15 protein-coding genes and 2 pseudogenes are annotated in these 23,360 nt (G+C 61.9%); 7 read left to right on the plus strand and 10 right to left on the minus strand.

The window, feature by feature from the left end; genetic code table 11:
* Positions 1-214: 214 nt before the first annotated feature.
* From AC6IW9_RS10115 to AC6IW9_RS10140, 6 genes and pseudogenes are all read left to right on the plus strand, one after another.
* On the plus strand, positions 215-490 hold the full coding sequence (locus AC6IW9_RS10115; protein WP_497772082.1) for a hypothetical protein: 276 nt from the start codon (positions 215-217) through the stop codon (positions 488-490).
* A gap of 399 nt (positions 491-889) precedes the next feature.
* A complete protein-coding gene (locus AC6IW9_RS10120) occupies positions 890-3,631 on the plus strand; it encodes a hypothetical protein (protein WP_497772085.1) in 2,742 nt (913 codons plus the stop codon).
* Positions 3,632-3,844: 213 nt separating this feature from the next.
* Positions 3,845-6,553 (plus strand): peptidase domain-containing ABC transporter, encoded by a 2,709-nt coding sequence (locus tag AC6IW9_RS10125; RefSeq protein WP_497772088.1) that lies wholly within the window; start codon positions 3,845-3,847, stop codon positions 6,551-6,553.
* Positions 6,554-6,610: 57 nt separating this feature from the next.
* Positions 6,611-8,014 (plus strand): HlyD family type I secretion periplasmic adaptor subunit, encoded by a 1,404-nt coding sequence (locus tag AC6IW9_RS10130; protein ID WP_497772091.1) that lies wholly within the window; start codon positions 6,611-6,613, stop codon positions 8,012-8,014.
* A 46-nt stretch (positions 8,015-8,060) separates the two neighbouring features.
* Positions 8,061-8,246: pseudogene (locus AC6IW9_RS10135) on the plus strand (hypothetical protein); the annotation flags it as partial.
* A gap of 153 nt (positions 8,247-8,399) precedes the next feature.
* Complete coding sequence (locus AC6IW9_RS10140; RefSeq protein ID WP_497772490.1) at positions 8,400-9,797, plus strand: tetratricopeptide repeat protein; 1,398 nt, start codon at positions 8,400-8,402, stop codon at positions 9,795-9,797.
* A gap of 170 nt (positions 9,798-9,967) precedes the next feature.
* On the opposite strand, the gene AC6IW9_RS10145 is transcribed toward AC6IW9_RS10140, so the two are convergent.
* The 3 genes from AC6IW9_RS10145 to AC6IW9_RS10155 all read right to left on the minus strand — a co-directional run bounded on the left by AC6IW9_RS10145 (position 9,968) and on the right by AC6IW9_RS10155 (position 14,221).
* Positions 9,968-12,040: a glycosyltransferase family 2 protein gene (locus AC6IW9_RS10145; RefSeq protein ID WP_497772094.1), complete on the minus strand. Its 2,073-nt coding sequence runs from the start codon at positions 12,038-12,040 to the stop codon at positions 9,968-9,970.
* A 318-nt stretch (positions 12,041-12,358) separates the two neighbouring features.
* Positions 12,359-13,522: a glycosyltransferase gene (locus AC6IW9_RS10150; protein WP_497772097.1), complete on the minus strand. Its 1,164-nt coding sequence runs from the start codon at positions 13,520-13,522 to the stop codon at positions 12,359-12,361.
* A gap of 63 nt (positions 13,523-13,585) precedes the next feature.
* The gene (locus AC6IW9_RS10155; RefSeq protein WP_497772099.1) at positions 13,586-14,221 is read right to left on the minus strand and encodes a hypothetical protein; all 636 of its coding nucleotides are present in this window, start codon (positions 14,219-14,221) and stop codon (positions 13,586-13,588) included.
* A gap of 430 nt (positions 14,222-14,651) precedes the next feature.
* Between AC6IW9_RS10155 and AC6IW9_RS10160 the strand changes: the two are divergent.
* Positions 14,652-14,823 (plus strand): annotated as a pseudogene (locus AC6IW9_RS10160) (IS6 family transposase); the annotation flags it as partial.
* Positions 14,824-14,979: 156 nt separating this feature from the next.
* On the opposite strand, the gene tnpC reads toward AC6IW9_RS10160, so the two are convergent.
* The 7 genes from tnpC to AC6IW9_RS10195 form a co-directional block, all read right to left on the minus strand.
* On the minus strand, positions 14,980-16,617 hold the full coding sequence (tnpC, locus tag AC6IW9_RS10165; RefSeq protein WP_497763766.1) for an IS66 family transposase: 1,638 nt from the start codon (positions 16,615-16,617) through the stop codon (positions 14,980-14,982).
* Positions 16,618-16,666: 49 nt separating this feature from the next.
* On the minus strand, positions 16,667-17,020 hold the full coding sequence (tnpB, locus tag AC6IW9_RS10170; protein ID WP_497763765.1) for an IS66 family insertion sequence element accessory protein TnpB: 354 nt from the start codon (positions 17,018-17,020) through the stop codon (positions 16,667-16,669).
* Positions 17,017-17,424 (minus strand): IS66-like element accessory protein TnpA, encoded by a 408-nt coding sequence (tnpA, locus tag AC6IW9_RS10175; protein WP_497763764.1) that lies wholly within the window; start codon positions 17,422-17,424, stop codon positions 17,017-17,019. The genes tnpB and tnpA overlap by 4 nt, the downstream gene beginning before the upstream one ends.
* Positions 17,425-17,455: 31 nt before the next feature.
* On the minus strand, positions 17,456-17,935 hold the full coding sequence (locus AC6IW9_RS10180) for a hypothetical protein (protein ID WP_497772102.1): 480 nt from the start codon (positions 17,933-17,935) through the stop codon (positions 17,456-17,458).
* A 203-nt stretch (positions 17,936-18,138) separates the two neighbouring features.
* Entirely contained in the window at positions 18,139-21,234 is a 3,096-nt protein-coding gene (locus AC6IW9_RS10185; RefSeq protein WP_497772105.1) for a DEAD/DEAH box helicase, read from the minus strand.
* Positions 21,235-21,242: 8 nt separating this feature from the next.
* Positions 21,243-22,541: an EH signature domain-containing protein gene (locus AC6IW9_RS10190; protein ID WP_497772108.1), complete on the minus strand. Its 1,299-nt coding sequence runs from the start codon at positions 22,539-22,541 to the stop codon at positions 21,243-21,245.
* On the minus strand, positions 22,538-23,344 hold the full coding sequence (locus AC6IW9_RS10195) for an OmpA/MotB family protein (RefSeq protein ID WP_497772491.1): 807 nt from the start codon (positions 23,342-23,344) through the stop codon (positions 22,538-22,540). The genes AC6IW9_RS10190 and AC6IW9_RS10195 overlap by 4 nt, the downstream gene beginning before the upstream one ends.
* Between the last annotated feature and the right edge of the window lie 16 nt (positions 23,345-23,360).

Below are 23,360 nucleotides of genomic sequence, written 5' to 3' on the forward strand. Positions count from 1 at the left end.
ATGGCTCGAATTTAAAAGGACGGTCATGAAAGCCACCGCTGGACCCCAGACGGCTGCAGTCGCGAATGGCGAAATTTCGGCTGAATTAGCCGGCGCGAAAGATCGGAGAGCGAGGGGCCGCTCCAAAATCCTTTTCGTCGATCCCTCCGTCGGCGCCGCGGGAGACGCTCTCTCGAGAGCTGGTCGCCACGCAACAACTCGAGGGGGCTTTTAGATGGACGGCTACTTCAACGTATCCGGAATCGATCGCAACGAGGGCGCGAGCATCGTTTTCGTAATGTGTCGCTCCGCGGCCTCGGATGGCTATGTGCAATTGGGGTCGGGCCACATCGTGGGGGCCAACGGAGCTTTCGTCCCTCCGGGCGTCCAAGCGGGGCAATATAGCGTAACGTTTCGGCTCCCCGAGGGCTGCACGCCGAGCAGCATCGGTGTAAGAGACGACAAAAATGACAAGGCCTTCCTGAAGGATTTCAAGTTAATTCGTTGCTGAAAATCTTCAGGCGCCGGCTTCTATCGGAACACAGCCGCGCAGCGTGGCAGGGTGTTTAACGTATTTCTGTTTCATGTTTTCATATCAGTCTATTAAGTTTCATATCAGTCTATTAATTTGAACATAAGGGATTGAGCTATGGATGGGGAGCTTCTCCAAATTAGCGGGTTCTCCGCCGCCCAGGGCGGGCAGGCGATTTTCTTCTACTATAACATCGGGGGCGTTTATACTCTGCTAGGCACCACGGTATCGACTTCTGCCCCTTTGGGCGGTCTCGGCGGTGTGCCTGCCGGCACATTTAACGGTTTGATTTTTCTCCCGGCCACCGCTACCGGAGGCACTATCGTCGCATATGCTGCAGACGGGACTGACGTCACGCCAAGTATAATCGCGACACCAGTGACCCCGGTTGGCGCGACGGGCGACACCGGAGCGACGGGAGCCACTGGCGCGACGGGCGACACCGGAGCGACCGGCGCGACGGGTGTGACCGGCGCCACCGGCGCGGCGGGCGACGCCGGCGCGACCGGCGCGACGGGTGTGACCGGAGCCACCGGCGCGGCGGGCGACGCCGGCGCGACCGGCGCGACGGGTGTGACCGGAGCCACCGGCGCGGCGGGCGACGCCGGCGCCACCGGCGCGACGGGTGTGACCGGAGCCACTGGCGCGGCGGGCGACGCCGGCGCGACCGGCGCGACGGGTGTGACCGGAGCCACTGGCGCGGCGGGCGACGCCGGCGCCACCGGCGCGGCGGGCGACGCCGGAGCGACCGGCGCGACGGGTGTGACCGGAGCCACCGGCGCGGCGGGCGACGCCGGCGCCACCGGTGCGGCGGGCGACGCCGGAGCGACCGGCGCGACGGGTGTGACCGGAGCCACCGGCGCGGCGGGCGACGCCGGCGCCACCGGCGCGACGGGTGTGACCGGAGCCACTGGCGCGGCGGGCGACGCCGGCGCGACCGGCGCGACGGGTGTGACCGGAGCCACCGGCGCGGCGGGCGACGCCGGCGCCACCGGCGCGGCGGGCGACGCCGGCGCGACCGGCGCGACGGGTGTGACCGGAGCCACCGGCGCGGCGGGCGACGCCGGCGCCACCGGCGCGGCGGGCGACGCCGGCGCCACCGGCGCGACGGGTGTGACCGGAGCCACTGGCGCGGCGGGCGACGCCGGCGCGACCGGCGCGACGGGTGTGACCGGAGCCACTGGCGCGGCGGGCGACGCCGGCGCCACCGGTGCGGCGGGCGACGCCGGCGCGACCGGCGCGACGGGTGTGACCGGAGCCACCGGCGCGGCGGGCGACGCCGGCGCGACCGGCGCGACGGGTGTGACCGGAGCCACCGGCGCGGCGGGCGACGCCGGAGCGACTGGCGCGACGGGTGTGACCGGAGCCACCGGCGCGGCGGGCGACGCCGGAGCGACCGGAGCCACCGGTGCGGCGGGCGACGCCGGAGCGACCGGAGCCACCGGTGCGGCGGGCGACGCCGGCGCGACCGGCGCGACGGGTGTGACCGGAGCCACTGGCGCGGCGGGCGACGCCGGCGCGACCGGCGCGACGGGTGTGACCGGAGCCACTGGCGCGGCGGGCGACGCCGGAGCGACCGGCGCGACGGGTGTGACCGGAGCCACCGGCGCGGCGGGCGACGCCGGAGCGACTGGCGCGACGGGTGTGACCGGAGCCACCGGCGCGGCGGGCGACGCCGGCGCGACGGGTGTGACTGGAGCCACTGGTGCGACGGGCGATGCCGGCGCGACGGGTTTGACCGGAGCCACTGGCGCGACGGGGGCCGCTGGCGCGACGGGTGTGACCGGCGCCACCGGTTCGACAGGTCTGACCGGCGCTGGAGCCACTGGAGCGACGGGGGCCACTGGCGCGACGGGGGCCGCTGGTGCGACGGGTAACGCCGGCGCGACCGGCACGACGGGTTTGACTGGCGCGACGGGTGTGACCGGCGCCACCGGTTCGACAGGTCTGACCGGCGCTGGAGCCACTGGAGCGACGGGGGCCACTGGCGCGACGGGGGCCGCTGGTGCGACGGGTAACGCCGGCGCGACCGGCGCGACGGGTTTGACCGGAGCCACTGGCGCGACGGGTGTGACCGGCGCCACCGGTTCGACGGGTGTGACTGGCGCGACTGGTCGAACTGGAGCCACCGGAGCGACGGGTCTGACCGGCGCGACGGGTCGAACTGGGGCGACGGGCGCGACTGGTCGAACCGGCGTCACCGGAGCGACGGGTCGAACCGGGGCGACGGGAGCAACCGGCCGCACCGGCGCGACGGGTCGAACCGGAGCCACTGGAGCGACGGGTCGAACTGGAGCCACCGGAGCGACGGGGCTGACCGGCGCGACGGGAGCAACCGGCCGCACCGGCGCGACGGGAGCAACCGGCCGCACCGGCGCGACGGGTCGAACTGGCGCGACTGGTCGAACCGGAGCCACCGGAGCGACGGGAGCAACCGGCCACACCGGAAAAACGGGCCACGCCGGACCGACGGGGCACACCGGAAAGACGGGGCACGCCGGACCGACGGGGCACACCGGAAAGACGGGGCACACCGGACCGACGGGCCACACCGGAAAAACGGGCCACACCGGACCGACGGGGCACACCGGAAAGACGGGCCACACTGGACCGACGGGGCACACTGGAGCGACGGGTCGAACTGGAGCGACGGGCGCAACCGGCCACACCGGAAAGACGGGTCACACCGGATCGACGGGGCATAGCGGAAAGACGGGCTACACAGGTCTGACTGGAGCGACGGGCGCCGCCGGGACGCACTCGCAAGGGGCGACCGGAGCGAGCGGTCCTCTGACGACGCCTTTCGGCGCCAGCGGCGGTGGGTTCAATACACTGCGGTTCCTGCATTCTCCGCAGGGCGCGACCGGCTACGGCGGGACGACGCCTGCCGGCGGCGCGGGTGGTATCGGAAACCATGGCCTTGGAGGGGTGAACTTGAATGCGGCCCTTACAACTGTCGACCCGTTGATTGGCGGGTTGAAGACCAATGGAACGGGCGGAGGGTTCGGACCTCATACGCCGAACAACTCGCTGGGCAGCGCACTTGGCAGCCTAGCAGGGAACAATAAGCCCGATCCGAGAGATCTCTTCACGGATCAAGGGAACCCGCATAAGCATTGAAACGGCGTAGCGCTGGGCGGCGGCATGGACAGCCGCCGCCCAGGCTTCACCACACGAGGCTCGGGGCCACAGCAATCGGCTGATGCCCCCGAACCTCCTTCGACAAAATATGTCGTCTAATTACTGTCGACAAATTTCACGCATAGGGACTGCTTATTTGCTGCGGCAAGCGGGCATGATTGGGCGCCATGGTCGCGGGATTGGTGACCGCCGATGAATGTTTATTATCCCTTGATCACAAGCGCTGTCGCCGCGCTCGATGAAAATACCGCGGAAGGCCGCCGAGCCATTTATGAGCGTGCGCGTATCGTTCTGAGTCGGGTCAAAGAAAGCCCTTCGATTACCGAATTGGAAATCGAGCGCGAGCGTCTCGCGCTCGAAGAGGCGATCGGTGAATGCGAGGCCGAAGCTATCCTGCGGAGCCGGGAAAGTTCGTTTTCCAACATGGCTCCTGGCGCGGACGAGCAGGAAAAATCATCCTTATCGCCCTGGCTGCTTCGGATTTTGTCGCCAGTTTGGCTCCACGCTCATCGGCTCGGTCACAGCATCGTCGGTGCTGTCGGCGATAGGCTGTCGCCAAGTGAAACCAACGCTTCTCGCGCCCCGCGCGAGAGCAGTGGAGCTGCGGTTTCACTGAAATTGATCATGCCGGATCAGGGGCGGCCGCGCAAATCTTCGGATACGGCGAAGTCGCCGGCTTCGGAGCCGGATGGAGACGAGGCCGGCGGAGAAGTCCCGGTACATCCCCGCTTGGAAGCGATGCTTCAGGCTGCCCGGTATCATGGCGTAGAGCTCGATATGACCGAAATCAGACATGCGTCCGGCGAGACAGCGCTGTCGGCGGCGGCCCTCTCGGACTGGGCCGTGAATGCCGGCGTTTGGTCACGCGCCGTCCGAATTAAATGGCGACATTTGCTTCGGATCCATGACGATGGGCCGGTCGTGTTGTTGTTCACAGACGGCAGCGCCGGTTTGGCGGTGGGCGCCGACCCGGCGCGAAAGGTTGTTTTTTTAAAGGATCCGTCCGCCCCTGCCGGAGCGGAGTCGTTTCCAGTCGACGAGCTGCGGCTTTCGGAGGTCTGGACAGGAGAGGCGGTGCTCCTGCGCAAGATACGCGGATACGGCGAGACAGATGCGCTGTTCAATTTTCGTTGGCTTATCGATCTGGTGCTGCAAGAGCGTCAATCGCTACGTGACATCGGACTCGCTTCCCTAGCCATGAGCGTTCTTTCGATCTTCCCGCCGCTCTTGGTCATGACGACGGTGAACAAGGTGCTACAGTTCCATAGCATCTCGACCTTGTCGCTGCTGTCCTGGATGATGGTGATTTGTGTCGGGTACGACACGTTCCTGGGATACGCTCGGCGGCTGATTACCTCGGTCGTTGGCGCGCGGTTGGACACCAAGCTGAACCTGCATGTTTTCAATCGCCTGCTGCGCCTGCCTCTCGATTATTTCGAGCGTCACCCGGCCGGCGAGACGATGTACAAGATCGGCCAAGTCCACAAGGTGCGGGAGTTTCTCACTGGTAAGCTTTTCGCCACTTTTCTCGATCTCGTCACTCTTTGTGTGTTGCTTCCCTTTCTTTTTTATCTGAACGCGGCCCTGACATGGATCGTCGTCGCCTGCGGCGTAGCGATCATGTCGATCATCCTGGCCTATTTGGGCCGCCTCAGGGTCCTCTTCAGTCGAGTGGCCTCCGCGGAGAGCTGGAAGGCGGCCGCGCTCGGCGAAACAATTGTTGGAATAAGGACAGTGAAAGCGTTGGCGCTGGAGCCACAGCGCAGGGCCATATGGGACGAACGAATTGCGGAGTCGGGGAAGTGGCGCCTCGCTTTTGAACAATTAGCCAACTGGCCGGCGACCTTGGTGACCCCGATCGAGCGCATGATGACGCTCGGCGTCATGGTGATCGGCGCTTACATAGCGATAAACGATCCGACCGGCTACCTGGTCGGCAGCCTATTTGCATTCATGATGCTGAGCCAGCGCATGGCGCAGCCGCTCGTGGGTCTGGCGCGGCTCGTGGAAGACTTCGAGGAAGTCAATGCCGCGATCGGGGAAGCGGCGTCGGTATTGAATCACCCGCTCGAGTCCGGTTCGGGCGCCGTCGGGTTGCGGCCGAAGTTGATTGGCGCGATCAGCTTCCAGGACGTCACGTTCACCTATGGCGGCAGCAAAGTGCCGGCGCTCGATCGGGTGAGCTTCTCCATTCCCGCCGGCGCCATGCTCGGCATCGTTGGTCGCAGCGGCTCGGGAAAGTCCACGATTACCCGTCTCTTGCAGGGGCTCAACCGCGATTACAGGGGGTTCGTGAAGCTCGACGGATCGGATTTGCGCGATATCGACCTCCGGCATCTCCGTCAGAGTTTCGGCGTGGTTCTGCAGAGCAACTTTCTGTTTCGCGGCTCGGTCAGAGACAACATCATCGCCGGACGCCCTGGACTGACGTTCGCGGACGCTGTCCGCGCGGCGCGTCTCGCGGGCGCCGAGGAATTCATCGAGCGGATGCCGAATGGTTACGAAACTTATATCGAAGAGGGTTCGCCGAACCTTTCCGGCGGACAATGCCAGCGTCTGGCGATCGCGCGCGCGCTGATCCACGATCCGCGCATCCTGATCCTCGACGAGGCCACTAGCGCGCTCGACCCGGAGAGCGAAGCGGCGGTGAACGAAAATTTGTTACGCATCGCGCACGGGCGCACCATGGTCATCGTTTCGCATCGTCTGTCATCCCTGACCAACTGCGATCAGATTCTGGTCATGGAGGAGGGCAGAGTCGATGACGTTGGTCCGCACAGCGAGCTGCTCGAGCGCTGCTCGATCTATCGTCAACTCTGGAACCAGCAGAACCGGCATATGGAGAAGAGCCAAGGGGCGCGTCATCTCGCCCTTGCGCCGAGGACGGTTCCCGGAGGTTGAACGACGACGGTGGCGTCGATGCGCGTAGCGCTGCGTCATCAGGAAGGTAATCCTGCAATGAACAAAGCTTCATTGAAACTGCAGTCCTTGATCAGGCGCCCATCTGAGCGAAACGATCCGACATTGCCGGTGATTCTCGAATTTCAATGGCCGTCGGCGGCAATCGCCAACGCAGAGGTTCCACATTCGGCGCGCAATATCGTTTGGATCATTGCAAGCATGTTGGCTGTTTCGATCGTGACAATGGGGCTTATCCCGATTGACACGGTCGTAACGGCGCGAGGTATTGTAATCTCTCAATCGTCAAATATTCTCGTGCAGCCATTGGAAACCGGAATTGTACGATCGATCGACGTGCGCGACGGGCAAGAGGTGCGAGCCGGCCAGTTGCTGGCGCGGCTCGACCCTACTTTTTCCGATGCGGATAAAGCCGCGCTCCTTGCACAAGTGTCGAGCTTCGAGGCCGAGGTCTCGCGACTCGAGGCCGAGGCCGCGGGACGGCCGTTCAGCTATTCGGGATCCGATCCACACTGGCTCATTCAAGCGGAGATCTTCAGCCATCGCAAGGCCGAGTTCGATGCGAGAGTCGACAATTACCGCAATCGGCTCGATGAGGCTGGCGCGGTGATAGCGCGCTCCGAGGCCGATGCTCTCGCCTTCCGAGAACGCCTCGAAATGGCGCAGAATGTCGAGCGGGCTCGCAAGAAGCTCGAGGCGATGAAATACGGCAGTCCGATGGAAACCTGGATGGCGACGGACAACCGCGCCGAAATGGCGCGTTCGCTGGCGAACGCGGAGCAGACCGTGCTCGGGGCCAGACGCGAGCAGGCGGCCCTTGCGGCGGAGCGTGATTCTTTCATTCGAGGATGGCGGGCCGACGTTTCTCAAAAGCTCTCCGAAGCCAGAAGCAAGGCGAGCGATGGCCGGGAGTTGCTGAACAAGGCGAAGCGGCGCAGCCAGTTGACGGAACTTCGCAGTGAGGTCGACGCCGTCGTCCAATCGGTTGAAAAAGTGTCGGTTGGCTCCGTGCTGCAATCGGGAGAGCGCTTCATCACCTTGGCGCCGCTCAACGCGCCGCTGGAGATCGAGGCCAATATTGCCGGGCGTGACAACGGACATGTGCATGTCAACGCTCCGGTCATCGTCAAATTCGATACTTTTCCCTTTTCTCAGTATGGCTTTGCCGAGGGCACCGTGCGAATCGTCAGTCCCGACAGCTTCACCGCGCAATCCGAGGCGCGCAACCCTACGAGTGACGTCCCGCCGCCTACGGCCGGAGAGCCTTTCTACCGCAGCCGCATCGCCATCGATCGAGTTGCGCTGCACGGTGTTCCGGTCGGCTTTCATGTGATCCCCGGGATGCCTGTGACCGCCGATATCAAGGTGGGCAAGCGGACTGTGCTCCAATACTTCTTCGGCATGGTTGCGCCCATCCCGCAAGAGGCGATGCGCGAACCATGACGGCGGGGCGAGGCGGCGTGACGCTCATGGCAGGAGCTCGATGAGCATGGGCGTTCTGGATAGACTCGTCGGCCTTGTTTCGCCAGCGGCGGCGCTGCGCCGGGCGATCCTGTTGAGCGAGCAAGGGAAATACGCTGAATCCTTTCCCCTGCTGTCGCTTGCGGCGAAGGCTGGCGTTTCTGATGCGGAGTATCGAGTTGCGCGAGCCTATCTCGAGGGCGCCGGCGTGCCGCCGAGCAGGGCGGAGGGCGCGCGGTGGCTGCGGCGCGCGGCGTCGCATGAGTGCGTAGAGGCGCAATCGCTACTCGCGGCTTTGTGCCTGCAAGGATTGGTGGGAGGGGCGAGCGCCGACTCTGCGGATCGCGAGCCTCGGGCGGCTCAGCTGTTGTTTGGCGGAGAGACGTCGGCCGATCCCGATTTCGACCAGGCCATGACATGGGCGCGCCGAGCGGCCCTGGCAGGCTCCGCGAAAGGTCAGGCGTTGCTGGCCTACATCCTCGTCCACGGTCCAGAATCCATGCGCGATCTGGACGACGGGGAGCGATGGTATGAACGCTCCGCGGCGGCGGGCTGCCCCGAAGGAAGCTTGGGTTATGCTCTGTCGCTGGCGCGGCATGCAGAAAACGAGGAAGGCTGGCGGCGTGTCGGAGAGCAACTGAAACGGGCCGCCGAAGCGGGATTGCCGACCGCCATTTACTTGCTGGGGACGCTTGCCGAGCAAGGGCTCGGAACGGCGCGTGATCCCGAATTCGCGGCGCGACTTTATCAAGACGCGGCCGAGAAAGGACTACGTCCCGCGCAGTCGAGATGGGGGCTCGCCCTGATGGAGGGGCGCGGCGTCGCGCGAGATTTCATTACCGGTGAAACATGGTTGCGCCGCGCGGCGTTGGCCGGCGATCCAGAAGCGGCTGTTCTCGTCGGTAATTTATGCCTCGGGAATGGTGAATTGCCGCCGAATTATCCCGAAGCGGCGAGATGGTTTCGCCGAGCGGCCGAGGCGGGAGACCGGGCCGGCGCTCGTGCATTGGGATCGCTGTATCTCGTTGGCGCCGGTGTGGCGCAAGATGATGAAGAGGCGGCCCGCTGGCTGCGCGCCTCTGCCGAGGCGGGCGATCGGGCGTCGCAGGTGGACCTGGCGAATCTCGTCTTGGACGGAGCGGGCAAGGCGGAAGATGCAGGCGTAGTCGCCGATTGGTTCCGACGAGCCGCCGGGTCCGGCGATCTCACCGCCGCCTTCAATCTCGGGGTCTGTCTGGCAAAAGGCGTAGGAGTCGAGCAAAACTACGGACACGCGGCGCTCTGGCTGCGCCGCGCCGCCGAGGGACTGCCGGAAGCCCAATATATGTATGGGCTTCTGCTTACGGAAGGGCGCGGCATGGCGAGTGACTTGACCGAGGCGCGCGCTTGGTTCGCCAAGGCGTCTGACGCCGGCATGTCGGACGCGCAGGTAGCGCTAGCGGAAATGATGGTGAATGGCCGCGGCGGCCCATCCGAAATTCCTACCGCGCTGACCCTACTCGAGAAAGCGGCTGCCAAAGGTCATAGTGGCGCCATGTTCGCACTTGGCGCTCTCCACAGCGGCGGCCATGGTCTGCCGATCGATCGGGAGACAGCTCGGCGTTGGTTCCGTGCGGCGGCGGAACTCGGACACGGCCAAGCCCAGCTGATGCTCGGGCATTATCTCGTCGAAGGTGGCGCGGGCGAACCAAACCAAGGGGAAACGCGGGAGTGGTTGGAGCGCGCGCAGTCGCTCGAGGAATTGCCGACGCGCAGAGCGACCTGACAGCGCTAGCCGATCCATCCTCACTTGCGTCGTAGGCGGGCTAGCGCGCCATCAGATTCCTGGCCAAACAGAAAAAACGTCCCGGCAGTTTCTCGACCGCGTGAATTCCTTCAGGCGGATAACAATACTCGAGAACGAATCGGCCTGAGACAGGTATCTGAATGCATTCCTCAGGCCGTCACCGAAAATCGGCGATAGCTCTCCCTCGTTTCTGAACGCAGCCATGGGCGATCAGCCCGTGGCGTCGCCAGCGCCCGCGCGATCTCGGGCCCTATCAGCGCCTGCGCCCCTGTCGCATCTTCATCCATGGTCAAATAACCATAAACCTGCCGTGTGTCCAAGTATTGCGGTATCTGCCGCCGGCGCGCACAGTCCGAAAATACCACATATTCATGCCGATGACTGTCATCGACATACGAGAGCTGAGGGATCAACTCCGCCCGCACCAAATAGGTGCAATGTACGACCGGAAGCTCGCACACAGCTTTCACCTCACGATACAACAGTGGAAAATACATCTCATGATCCACGAAGTACCCGTTCGCATCGATCGCCGCGTGATAATTCGAATATGACGAATTCGGATCGACATGCCGCAACAGCGGGGCCACGATCGGCAATCCCAAGGCGACAAGCTCTCGAAGAGTGTTGGGCCGGAGAAAATTATCCACGTCCGCGACGAAGTAGTAATCGCAGCCGAGCCGTTGCGTCGCCGCCAGGCTGACATTGCGAATATGCCCCAACACGCCGAATCTGGTCGCGTTCCATTCATGCACGCCGAATTGCTCGACCGGCGCGTCTACGTCCGACTCGTCCATCTCGACCCCGGCGTAGCCGTCACGCACGCGGCTCACCCAGTCCCGCAGGATTTCGGCCGTCCGGTCGGTGTTGTTGTTTGTTCTAATGTAGAGATGGATCGCGTCCTTGGGGTAATCCAAGGCCTCGATGCATTCGAGATAGAATGGCAGAACCGCTTCCTTTTGCTTGGCCAGGATCGCCACGAGGATCCTGGGGGGGGCGACCACAATGCTATGCAGTTCGCGGGGCTCGATCGGCGCGTGGGTGTCGGCGAGGCGTCGCGCCTGATACACGCTCGACGTCGATTTCTCACTGAGATTGGCGGCAGCGGATTTCGCATTATCGAGAAATCGTTTCCGTTGCGAATCCGGACAATTGGGATGGGACACTATGCGCAAATTGGCGTCGAGGCAGTCCTTGTAATGTCCGGACCAGTACGCATTGATTGCATACTCGTCCAACAGTCCCGTCTCATAAATCCAATTTTGGATGAACAGCCCCGTGGGCGGAGACGACTCCGTGAGCTCGAGGCCGCGTTTCGCGATCTGGTATCCTTCCTCGTTCCGCCCGTGCTGGAAAAAGTAATGGCTCGCGCCGTGAAATGCCTCGGCTCGATGCGGCGCCTTGGCGATGGCGCGCTCATAGATGGCTAGAACCTCCTCCTCCGGACGGCCGAGGTCTGCAGAGATGTGCGCCGCTTCGCAGAGCGAGACGTAAATCTCATCGTCCCAAAACCCCATCTTCTCTCTAGCCAGATATCTTTCCAGGGCCTTTTCCAGGCCGCCATGATCCCTATAGCTCTGCGCCAGATAAAAGGTGTACCGGGAAATTAGAAAGGGGTCCTGTTCCGTTGCGAGCGCTCCTTCCAGCAGAGCCGCGTCTCGCTGGAATTTTTCCTTATCTTGACTGCGGCCGCCGCCACCGACGATCGTCATATGGAACCCGGTCGGCGTGACTCGATTTAATCCCTCCTGTGGTGGTTGAAGGAACTCATGCAGCACTCCGCGATAGGTGAAATTTATACTGTTGCGATAGATTTGTGGCCGGTGATGCCGAATCGATCCGTGATGGATCTCGACATCGTAAAAATCGGCCGTCATCCCTGCCTTGAACGCCGCTATATCGAAGCCATCGTCAATATCTATCCGGTCATCGGCATCGATCATGAACGCATAGTCGATCTCCGAATGCTCACGCAATTTCGCGAGGGCGTGGGACCGGTTATACGAGAAATCACGCCACGGCTCTTCGATCACGACCCCGGGGAGCCCGACGCGATCCAGCCAGTTGCGGATGAGTTGCTGCGTCCCATCGGTGGAGCCCGTGTCCTCGATGAGCACATAGTCCAGGAACGGCCGGACGCTATCGAGGCAGCGCTGAAGCACTCGGGCTTCGTTTTTCACGATCATGCAAAGGCCGATGGTAGTCACAAATTCCTCCATCATCAAAGAGAAAGTAATCTTTATTACAACTCGAAAAATGCCGGTCAGAGTGAGCGCAGGCGGCAGTAGCCCGTGCTGCTCATCATCTATTGATCCCCGTAGCAGTCGAATAAGTCGAGATGGTCGATCATATGCTTTATGATTTCACGCTGTTGAATATGCTTTTTGACTTGTCGGTCTTCCCACCGCTAACATGATTAGCGCGCCAATGACTTTCCCTGTTCCAAACGTCCTCCCTCTGTTGGCGCCAGCCACTTCTATACCACGGATCGTCGTCCTACGGCGAGCCAGAGCGCGCCGGCGTGCCGATAAGAACTGGCCTCAATTCCCGCGCTTCTGCTGTGGGGAAGCTGCGAAATTCTCCAATTTTGCGCCTGTTTGCCGCGACGACAGCTTCTCACGCGCAAAGCGCGCATTTTGCTCGACCCGTCGGCGGGTCTCGGCTGGGATTTTCGGATTGCGGAGCAAGCGTTCACAGGCGGCGAGAGAATCGGCGTAGCGCTCGGTCCAATAGGCGTTGACGGCGTATTCGTCCAACACACCGTAATCGTACACCCAATCGTCCACGAAAAGCCCGCCCGCCGGTGGCTTGATACGCAATGCACGCTCCGCGAATTCAAATCCTTCCCGGAATCTCTCGTGTTGTCGGCAGAAGCGCGCCGCGTCGTACAGCGCCTCGGCTCGGCACGCGACAACGCGATCGGCCTGAAGATAACTCTGGATGACGTCGTCCGCATCGTAGCCGAGCTCCGCCTTTATATTCGCGGACCGGTAGAGGCTGATAAATATTTCCTGCTCCCAAAAGCCGAGTTTTGCGCGCTCCTGATAAGTCGCCAATGCTTTTTGTTTTTCGCCCGCATCGAGATAGCTTTGCGCGAGATAAAATTTGTACCGCGCCACCAAGAACGGATCGGCCTCGGTTTGCAAAGCATTTTCAATAACCAAAGCATCTCGTCGATACCGCTCCGTCGATGATGTTCGCCGTCGCGCTCCGTCCTCGGTCATGACGATTTTAACCCCGGGGAGCCTTTTCTGGCTCCGGTTTTCGGCGAAAATTCTCTCACCATTCTTATCGATGCAACTGAGGAACTCATGTAGGACGCCTTCATAGCGCCACGGCACGGTATTCCGGACGAGCTGTGGGCGCAATAAACGGCGTCCCTTATTGCGGATTTCAAGCACGATGGAGTCTTCTTTCAAAAACGGCATCCGGAAACCCGGCGGCAAAGCGAGCACGTCGTCGGCGTCGATGATCAGGCTGTAATCGCCGTGGTTTCTGGCCAGTGTGAGCGCTTCGCTCCGATTATGCGCGAAGTCGAGCCAGGGGCGCTCGTGCAACTCACCAGGAATGTCTTGCAAAGAAGTTCGTATGACATTCTGCGTGCCGTCCGTAGAACCCGTATCTACGACCACCCAATAGTCGATGAGCGGCCGAACCGACGCGAGGCAACGGGCAATCACCGACGCCTCGTCCTTGACGATCATCGAAAGGCAGATCTTCTGGGAGCGTGACTTTTTGAAATGTCTCAATCCCTATCCCCGGCAAACTCAGCCCAAATGCAATAGTCCTCGAAGACGGGCGGGCAAAGACGGGGAGGCGGACAGCTCGGCGCAACTCGTCTCCCACAAGCGAAGATAATCCTCGATCGGCACGCCACTGCGGCCGGGCCAACGGTTCAGAGCGCCCAACGCCTCGATGATGGAAGGGGCTTTCTCGTATTCGTCGAGAATGGTCAAGGATGCGACCTTGGCAAACGGGCTGAGCGCGGCGACGGATTCTATTTCGACGCGGCGATCTTCGAACCACGACCCAAAGTCGGCCGAGCCTGCTTGCTCCCGAGCGAGTACGGAGTAACCTTGGATGGTTTTCCGCCGGTAGTCGGCGATGGCTTCGCCGAATGCGCCGTCATTCGGAAACGGCGGATTGGTCTTCCAGCTCTCGGCTAGACGGCCGAGGCCGTGGATCGAAAATGCTTCCACCATAGCTTCCTCGAGCCACCCACAGGGGCTTGCCGGTTTCGCATCCGGCTCCCAGCTGTTCGCCATGACATGGCCAAGTTCGTGGCCAAATTGATAGGCCAGCCTCGACCAGTCCCGCTCGCCGATATTGACGATAATCCATGCCATGGTGCTGCCGTCGGGATGCAGCCAGATCGCCGGGTTGCCAGACGTATGCTCGTCCACCCGCAGTCTCGTCGGTTGACGGTCCGAGACCAGGCGAATGCCATCGAGGCATGAGTGCCGCATGCGCTCGACAACTCGCTCCGCGGAACCAGGGAGCATATGCCCCCAGTCCCCGGCCATCTCGATGGGCGCGGAGAGCAAGGTCACGGCGCTATTCCTGATTTGAGCAACCGGGTGGTTAGACCATAACGGCAAAGCTAGGCCGAGAGTTCCCGCTCGGAGAAGCATGGTCCGGCGAGATTGCAAGCTATTCTCCTCAGGAAAAAGAGTTCTCTAAACTGTGCAAAGCATGTCGAGAATCGAGTATAGGACGAAAGGCCGGTCGAAAGCAATGATTCCGATGTGGAGAGCGGAGGCTCTGGCGCGAGCCCCGAGTTCGAGGCATGGTCGCGGGTGAGGGAGTTTCTGCGGCGATGGGGTGACAACGGCGCTGAGTGTCGATGATCTTTTCAAAGGCCGGCATTTCGATCGGGAAGTCATTCCTCGGCGTGCGCTGGTATCTGCGTACGAGCTCGGCTAGCGAGACCTCGGAAATGATGGCCGAACGCGGCTTGTCTCTGGCTCACACGACGATTATGCGCTGGGTCCAACGCTATGTTCCGGAGACACCGGGTGAAGACGATGCGGAACATCGTAAGCGCCGTTGTCGTCCCATTGCCGCTGGAATGGAAGAATAGCTTGCAATTCGTTGCGACAAGGCATTGCAAGCCTTTGGCGCAAAGCTTTGTCAGCGATTGGTTCAGCGCAATGGTGAGCGATCAGGCGGCTGGCGTCGGCGACGAGGATTTGAAGGCCCAGGGCATCAGCTCGTCGATGCGCGACTGCGGATGGCCATCGGCGATCGCCTCGAGCGTCGCCTTCATCCAGGCATAGGGATCGACGCTGTTCAACTTGCATGTCGCAATGAGCGAAGCGAGACGTGACCAGGAACGTCCACCTTCATCGTGCCCCGCGAATAACGCATTCTTGCGCGTGAGAGTCAGCGGCCGAATCTGATTTTCGACGAGGTTGGTGTCCATCTCGACGCGTCCATCGTCGAGGAACAGGGTCAGCCCGGCCCAATGATTCAGAAGATAGGCGACCGCCTTGCCCATGTCGCTGCGGCCGGAGAGGCGAGCGGCCTGGGCGCGCAAAAACTCTTCGAGCTCGACGACAAGAGGCCGCGACCGCTCGGCGCGAACGCTCTGCCGGATCGGCGCCTCTTTGCCCCGGATGTCCGCCTCGATCGCATAGAGCGCGGCGATGCGCGCCAGGATCGCCTCGGCGATGGGCGAGCCCGCTTTCGGCGTGGCGGCGATGATCTCGCGCCTGCCATGGCTCCAACACCAGGCGAGCCGCAGTGGGGCGCCACCTTTGCGCTCGGCGCGCGCCAGACGATGATAGCCGCCATAGCCGTCGACCTGGAGAACGCCGTCGAATCCTTCGAGCATCCGCTCGGCGTGCTCGCCGCTGCGACCCGGCGCGTAATGATAGACCACGATCGGCGGATCGGCGCCGCCGTGCCCGCGGTCGTCGCGCAGAACCGCCCAGAGATAGCCAGTTTTCGTCCGGCCGCGGCCGGGATCGAGAACCGGCGCCCGAGTCTCGTCCATGAATAGACGGCCGGACAGCTTCATCAGCGCGCTCATGCGCTCGACGATCGGCGCGAGGTGGAAGGCCGTCGTTCCCATCCAATCGGCCAGAACGGCGCGGTCGAGCATGATCCTGTGGCGCGCGAAGACCTGCGATTGACGGTAGAGCGGCATGTGCTCGCTGAACTTGGCGACCGCCACTTGCGCCAGCAGCGCCTCGGTGGGAACGCCGCCCTCGATCAGATGCGCAGGAGCCGGCGCCTGGGCGACGCCCGCGCATCCTGTCGGACAGGCGTAGCGGGGCCGCACGGTCTCGATGACGCGATATTGCGCCGGCGTCACGTCGAGGCGGCTGGAGCGGTCCTCGCCGATCCGAACCATCAGGCCGCAGCCGCAGGGACAGGCGAGGCTTTCTGGCTCGATCACGCGCTCGACGCGCGGCAGATGAGCAGGAAAGGCGCGCGCGGCGCGGGCGGCGCGCTCCCTGGTCGCCGGGCGCCCCGAGCGGCGCGCGCGATCGTCTTCCCGCTCCTGGACTTCGGCAATGGCGATCTCGATATCTTCCAGAACGAGCTGTAACTGATCGGGATCGAGTTTCTCCGAACGCTTGCCGAAACGCGCGCGTTCATATTCCTTGACGAGCAATTGCAGACGTTCGACCGTCTCCTTCGACGCTGCGAGCTCGCTCTCGGTGTGAAGGCGCGCGGCGAGCTCATGATCGGCGCGGATGCGTTCGGCTTCGAGCATGGCGCGCTGAGCTTCGAACAATGCGCGTAGTTCGGCAGGCAGCTCTGCGAGTCTGGAGGGATCGAAGCTCGGCGTCACGTCGGCGAATCTATCGCAAGCGAGGCGCCGAATGAAGCCGAAGTTGCGATCAGTTCGCCGCGGTCGGCGTCGCCACGATCCGCTCGCCGACGCGCTTCCAGTTGAGCCCGTCGAATAGAGCTTCGAATTGCACCCGGCTCAATTGCAGGACGCCGTCGCTGATCTGCGGCCAAGAAAAGCGGCTATCGCCGAGACGCTTGTAGACGAGCACGAGTCCGGTTCCGTCCCACAGCAAAATCTTCAAGCGATCCATTCGCTTCGAGCGGAACACGACGATGAGCCCGGAATGCGGATCGAGTCCGAGCTTGTTTTGCACGAGAGCGGCCAGCGCGTCATGCCCGCAGCGGAAATCGACGGGACGCACGGCGAGCACGATCCGCAACCCTTGCGACGGAATGATCACGCGCCGCGCTCCAGCGCCGTCATGATCTCGGCGATGCGCGTCGACGCGGTGTCCTGATCCAGCCGTAACACGACCTTGCCGACGACGATCTCGATCTTCGCATCGCTCTCGTTACGAACGGAGGGCTGCTCGAGCTCGATCTCCACGAACTCCGCGGGACCGTCGGTCACCAGCGCGAGCCGCCCGGTGCGCGCCTGGCGGCGCCACTGCGTCAATTGCTGCGCGCATATCCGATATTTGCGGGCCACGTCGGCGACGCGCGCTCCAGGCGCGAGACTCTCTCGTACGATCCGGCCCTTCAGCTCCTTCGACCACAGCCGATTGCCCGAACGTGAACGACGAAAATCCACACGTCCGACAAATCCTGCGCCAAAAGCCGTTTCGATCGTCGCATTCTCGTTCATCTTCGGATCCTTCCAGAGACATGGCTGTCCCTCAGAAGAATCTCACATCCGAAAATCCTTCCGAACCCGAAGAATCAATGGGGTCGCAACGGCGCTTACGGAACATCTTCCGGATTTGCTGTTGCGACAGGCGGCTGGTCATGGCGGCGGGGAAGAAGCCGCGATCGGCGAGCGCGGCTATCCGGCCCGCGAGGACGCGCGCGCGGGGTTGCTGGGCCAGAATATCAGCGTCGCAGAATTTCTCGATCCCGGGCCCGCCGATGGCGTTCGCCGCCGCCAATAGCCGCCAATAATAGAACCGCGCCGCGACGCACGACATGGGGTATGGCGGGCGCGAGGTGCTCCCCTGGCGTGCCAGCCATGCGTCACACGGATGTGGAACGCGCCCCAGCTGGAGCTGTTTTCTCGCGATTCGAATGATTTGCGGAATTCTGGCTGACGACGCAGTCTCGGGCGAACCGGTCTGCGCGCAGAATTCCCTGCAATCAGAGAAAATTACAGGGAAAATCATGAAAATTAGGGCGTCGACTTGAGCGAGTTTCAGAAATATCGCGCATTTTCAATTTGTTGCGATGTAATTCGCCACGCAAAATAACAGGGAGTTAATTCACTGCAACAGGGATCTTCATCGAGTGAACAGTGACGAAAAGCGGGTGGATCTACAGCACAACGTCTGAATCCAGAAAAAATCGTGACTGTGTCAAAACCATCAGTTCACATTTCCGGCAGCACCACTGACCCATCCGCGTCTTCGACAGGTGGAGGCATGTCGTCTCGGAGGAAAAGAGCGTCGATCGCCGACCTCACGGAATCCTGCACGTCAGTCGACTTCTCTCTGCGCAACATTTCTTGTAATTCGGCGATATCCGATTCCGTGTCGCCTGCCGGCCAGAGGGCCGATTCCGCTAACTTGCGCTTTCGGTGCATTAGGCTTTGAAGGAGGCAGTCGAACGTATTCTCGCGGTAGCTGGGGTGTATTGCCATTGGCAGATGAATAGACACTGGGCGCGTCTGTCCGAGGCGATGCACACGGTCGTTACATTGCTCTTCGACCGCCGGATTCCACCATCGAGATAGATGGATCACATGCGTGGCCGCTGTGAGCGTGAGACCCACGCCGGCGGCCTTCGGGCCGAGAACGAGAATATCGAAACCCTGATCTTGCTCCAGATGCTTTTGGAAACGATTCACGATCGCCTGTCGTTGACGGATGGGCGTATCGCCATTGATGAGGTCGATCCGGTCCAGGCCGAACTTGGCGCGGGCCAGTTCGATGAACCGATATTGCATCTCACGATGTTCGATGAAGACGAGGACGCGCTCTCCTTTCCGAGCGATGGCGGCGAGGACATCGAATGTCGCGGCCAGCCGTGCGGAAGCGCCGATAAAGTCGCGGGCGGAAGCCTGCACGTGCAGGCCAGGATGCACGGACACGGCGCGAATGTGATGCAGGGCTTTCAGGGCCGCGCCCAAGCCCCCTTGAGCGAGTTTCAACCTCGCGTCGTCATAGGCGATAACTTGGTCTTCTGGCATAAGACGGGGATGGAGGCGTCGTGTCTTTTTGGGTAGATCGCTAGCGACCAAGTTTTTGATGCGACGAATGGCGAGCGCCGGATGTTCGCCTGCCGACTTGAAAACGCGCGCATGCAACTCGTTCATACTTTCGCCGTCAGGCGTTCCATAGCGACCGCGGAACTCCGCGAGAGTGCCGAGCGCTCCCGACGAGAGCTGTTCCATGACGGCCCACAGGTCGACGGCGCTATTTTCGATCGGCGTGCCCGTAAGGCCGATACGAAAGTCCGCCTTCATGAAAAGCGCCGCCTGCGCGCGAAGACTCGTCGGGTTCTTTAGCGTTTGAATCTCGTCGAAGACGAGCGCGCTGAAGCGAATACGACCCAGTGAATGCTGGTAATTGGTCAGCGTCGTATACGTCGTGAGCAACCAGAATCGGTGGGCGCGGCCTTCCTCGATTGCCTCTGTCAGGAATCCGAGATCGAGCTTCGTTTCGCCGCTGTCGATGTCGCGGCCGGCTTTTCCGGCAATTTTTCGGCTGGAGATTGCGCTTCCGTAGAGACGAATGAGATGCCCGAGACCTGGTTCCTCGACGTGACGAGCGACCTCTTGTTCCCAGTTCTCCAGCAACGACGTCGGCGCAACGATGAGCACGGGGCCGCGCTGCTCTGCGCCTTGCTGCGCCATATGCGATTTCAGCCAGACGAGAAAGGCGATTGTTTGAAGCGTCTTGCCGAGTCCCTGTTCGTCGGCGTTGAGAATGCCAGGGAGGCCCGCGCGCCACGCCTCGACTTGCCACTCGAAGCTCTCGACCTGATGCTGCTTCAGAGGCGTGCGAATGGAGGTCGGCGGGTTGGCGGGAATGAGCGCGCGTCGCGGATCCAGCTTCGAGAACCATTCGAGTTGCTCGAAGTTTCTCTTGCCGTCGAGGACATATGGCCCTTTGTCCTGGAGTGGCTTGTCGTCGCCCTGGTCTTGCGTCTGCCTTTTTCTTTCGAGATGCGCATCAATTGTCGCGAGCGTTTCCGGACGCGCCGGCAGCGGGACATCGTCGAGGAAAACGGCCTCCTGACCGCGTTCTATTGCGGCGCTGACTTCGTCGTGCAAACCCTCCAGTCCGTCCGTTGGGAGATCACCCAGCGCCTTCGCCACCCGACGCGCAAATTCCTCCGGCATCCATGTCGTTCCGCTGCTTTCGAAGCCATCGATGGCCGGCTTCTGAAACAGCGAAATTCCTGTGACTCGTTCCGAAAACTCGCGCGTCTCGACGAAGATGGGACTAGCGGCAGTTTCGATGACTTCTTCTTCCGCCTCGGGGCTCAGATTGTTGAGCTCGCCGTCGCGGCGCAGCGCCGCCTCGATGGCTTCCGTGATGCGAGGGCGCGGATTTCTGATAAACGCTTCGCGTTCGGCTTTCGGAGCGCGCTGCATTTCGGCCATCACATCGAGGGCAGGCAAAGCCGATCGGTCTATGACGAGGAAGCTGCCCTGTCCTAAACGATAGGCCGGAAGCGCGCCGCGCTCTCGAACTCGCCGTTGAAAGACGCCGAGGTCCGGTCCGACAAGCTCGCTGTCGCTCTCCGAGACGAGAGCTTCGTCCCCGACGTCGTCGAGGCGCCGGCTTGAAAAAGGCAGCACGTCGAAGTCATCGCCAACACCGTTCGAAGCTATCGAGAGACGGTCGGCCATGCGCACCTGGAGGCCGGAGAGAAAATCGGTCATTGAAATTTTGGCCGCGTGACTCGGATCTCCAACGTGCACGCCGGGATCGAGCGCTTGGCGAAATCTGGCCAAGGCGCCCCAATGATCGACATCGTCGCCGCCAGGCTGGAAGGATTCGGCGACATCGAGCGCCTCGAGAAGCCACAATGGCAAACGCCGCGGACCATCGGACGTCTCGAGGATAGAACCTGTTCGCCGGGGCGCCTGCCGCTGACCGTGCCTGAACCACTCCGCTTTGAGCCGGAAATTTGGCGTGCCGACAAGACCTTCGGCATCCGTCTTCAGGGTGAGGTCGACGATCTGCGGCAGGCCGAGGATATGCGCTGCCTCGCCGGATAGCGCCGCGGCGAGGCGGTGAGAGAGACGGATATGATCGGCGCCGATGTTCAGCTCGTCCTGAGTGTCGCCTGCGAGCGCCCTGAGGTCGGCGAGAGCAATCAGAAGCTCGCGGTCGCCCGGGGGCAGTCGTGTGAGGTCGCGCTTTTTCTCGCGCGACAATAGGCGGCTCAGCAGACCCTCGCGAGGCCGCTTCAGGGTGAGGTGAACGCCCGTCTTGTCGAATTGAAAATCGAACATGTTAACCTCTAAATTCGCTCCAGGACCCAGCCTTGCCAGTCTCCGAGGTGAGGTTTCTCCACGTTGCTTTTGTGTCGGATGAGGTCGCAATCATATTCCAATTGGTAGAGCTTCGGTGAGCCTTTGTTACTTTCGTCGAAAATATGAACTTTGTAATTATGCGAACCTTCGACGATAATCTTTTTGCCGATTTTCAAGACCAACAAAGATGTCTCCGCGCGGCTTCCGCCAGCGGTCTGCCGTCCAAAGGCCAGAGCGCCTCGGGAGCCCTTGGAGCGCAGCCATTTGGTCGCCAGTTCGACCCCGCTGCCGCTGAATGCCACCCATGCTGCATCTATCCGCTTCTGCTCGTGAAGACCGAGCCAGAATTTGCGGCGAGGCTCCCACATGTGACTTACCTCCACCGCCGAAACCACATCCAGGAAAAATCGGATGTTTTCGCCGGTGAGCCAACGCATGAGAATATCGAGGTGAGCTTTCGTTATACCCGTCCAGGCGCCGCCGCCGTCGACTCGAGGGTCGCCGTACAGACCGAGCAGGCTTTCCGTGATGAATGCGAGATCGTCCGGCGGCGGATCTTGTTTCAACCATGGCTCGATGATGACCGTGATTGCTTCTGCGGCGCCGGACATTCTCGCCTGCTGCCCGGCCGGCTTCAGCCAGGAGAACAGCCGCTCCAGTCCCGTCCTGCCTTTCAGTGCAGGCCGGATCTTATCGACAAAGGCGAGATGCGCATGGTCCATTACACCCGGCGCATGCGGGCTGCGCAGACCAATTTCTTTCAATCCGCTCCAACAATCCTCCATGCCCATCATTCTCGTGGCGACGGCCGCGGGCGCCCCTGCTGGATCGAGAATTTCGGGGATGCTTTCGACGAGTTGTCTTGCGGCGGAGCCGACGTCCGGGAGAGCGCGCGTCATCGCTTTTGCCAGGCGTTTCGTATGGTCAGCCCCTGGCTGATAGGAACCGAGATAAACGGACAACATCGAATCGAGAAATGTGCGCTTCGTCGACGCCTCGATTTCGGCGTAATAGAATTCACGAAGCCTCGACAGATCGGAGCGATTTCGTCGCTCGGGGTCGAAGAGCGCCACCGCCGCGGAGGTGACGAACGACATGGGCGTGTCACCCCATTGATCGTTGTTCCAACGACGAAACATTTCCTGAACAAGACGTTCTCGGTCTTTCTCATGCGGCGTGGCGACGACATCCGGCCAGCGGTCGAGAATGCGGCTCTTGCTGCTCGCCAGTTTTTTGAGATCAGGCAGAGCCAGAGTATTGAGATCCGGCGGCGCTGCGAATTTCATCTGGCCCCTCCCGCGGCGACGCCTTTCCGCAAATCGTCCTGCACTTTCCGAATCTCATCGATAGAGCGCGGAGAATACATGATGATGCGCAGATCGATGCGACGGTTCATGGCCTTGCCCTCCGTCGTGCGGTTGTCGGCCACAGGACGCATCTTGCCATATCCCGCGACAGAAAGGACCGGCTGCTGACGATTGTTGCGGTGCTCGACCAGGGTCGGTTCGCGTTTCAACATCGCGAAGAAGGTCTCGTTGGCGCGACTGGTGGACAGTGTGAGGTTGTTATTGTCCTGTCCATCCGAATCGGTGTGCCCCTCGATTTGGACCGCCTCGATCGCCGCGCCGGCGGCGTTACAGCCGTTGCTCCAGGAGGAGAGACGACCGAGCGTGTAACAGGGCAGCACCTCGCCGAGACGCGCGGCGATCGTTTCGACGATGCGGCGCTTGTCGGGCCGCAATTCGCTCGAGCCTGTCGGAAAGAGACCGTCACCCTTGAAACGAAGGGCGTCCATTTCTTCGCTGATCACGACTTGTAGGTCCGGAAAGTCGGTCCGAAGTTTCGATTGTAAGTCTTGCAGGATACGCCGTCGCTCCGCCGCCACCGCCCCCAGATAGGTCTCTATCGGATTGTTCTTGAGCTTTTCCACTTGCTCCTTGAGGCTTTTCACTTCGTCTCGGAGCGCGTCTCGCTCGTTGACGACGCGATCATAGTCCTTGCGCGAGACGCTATCCGGCTTGAGCTGGGATGCAAAAAATGCAAGAAGAATCATGACGATGAAAAGAAAGCTTACCGTCATGTCGGTCATGGACACGAAGGCGGAT

Source organism: Methylosinus sp. shoA (genome assembly GCF_059718125.1).

Excerpts from the sequence above, each read along its gene's own strand:
- AC6IW9_RS10195 (WP_497772491.1), bottom strand. The coding sequence starts at position 23,344 with ATGACCGACATGACGGTAAGCTTTCTTTTCATCGTCATGATTCTTCTT.
- AC6IW9_RS10115 (WP_497772082.1), top strand. The coding sequence starts at position 215 with ATGGACGGCTACTTCAACGTATCCGGAATCGATCGCAACGAGGGCGCG.
- AC6IW9_RS10130 (WP_497772091.1), top strand. The coding sequence starts at position 6,611 with ATGAACAAAGCTTCATTGAAACTGCAGTCCTTGATCAGGCGCCCATCT.
- AC6IW9_RS10125 (WP_497772088.1), top strand. The coding sequence starts at position 3,845 with ATGAATGTTTATTATCCCTTGATCACAAGCGCTGTCGCCGCGCTCGAT.
- AC6IW9_RS10180 (WP_497772102.1), bottom strand. The coding sequence starts at position 17,935 with ATGATTTTCCCTGTAATTTTCTCTGATTGCAGGGAATTCTGCGCGCAG.
- tnpA (WP_497763764.1), bottom strand. The coding sequence starts at position 17,424 with ATGAACGAGAATGCGACGATCGAAACGGCTTTTGGCGCAGGATTTGTC.
- AC6IW9_RS10145 (WP_497772094.1), bottom strand. The coding sequence starts at position 12,040 with ATGATGGAGGAATTTGTGACTACCATCGGCCTTTGCATGATCGTGAAA.
- AC6IW9_RS10190 (WP_497772108.1), bottom strand. The coding sequence starts at position 22,541 with ATGAAATTCGCAGCGCCGCCGGATCTCAATACTCTGGCTCTGCCTGAT.
- AC6IW9_RS10185 (WP_497772105.1), bottom strand. The coding sequence starts at position 21,234 with ATGTTCGATTTTCAATTCGACAAGACGGGCGTTCACCTCACCCTGAAG.
- AC6IW9_RS10150 (WP_497772097.1), bottom strand. The coding sequence starts at position 13,522 with ATGATCGTCAAGGACGAGGCGTCGGTGATTGCCCGTTGCCTCGCGTCG.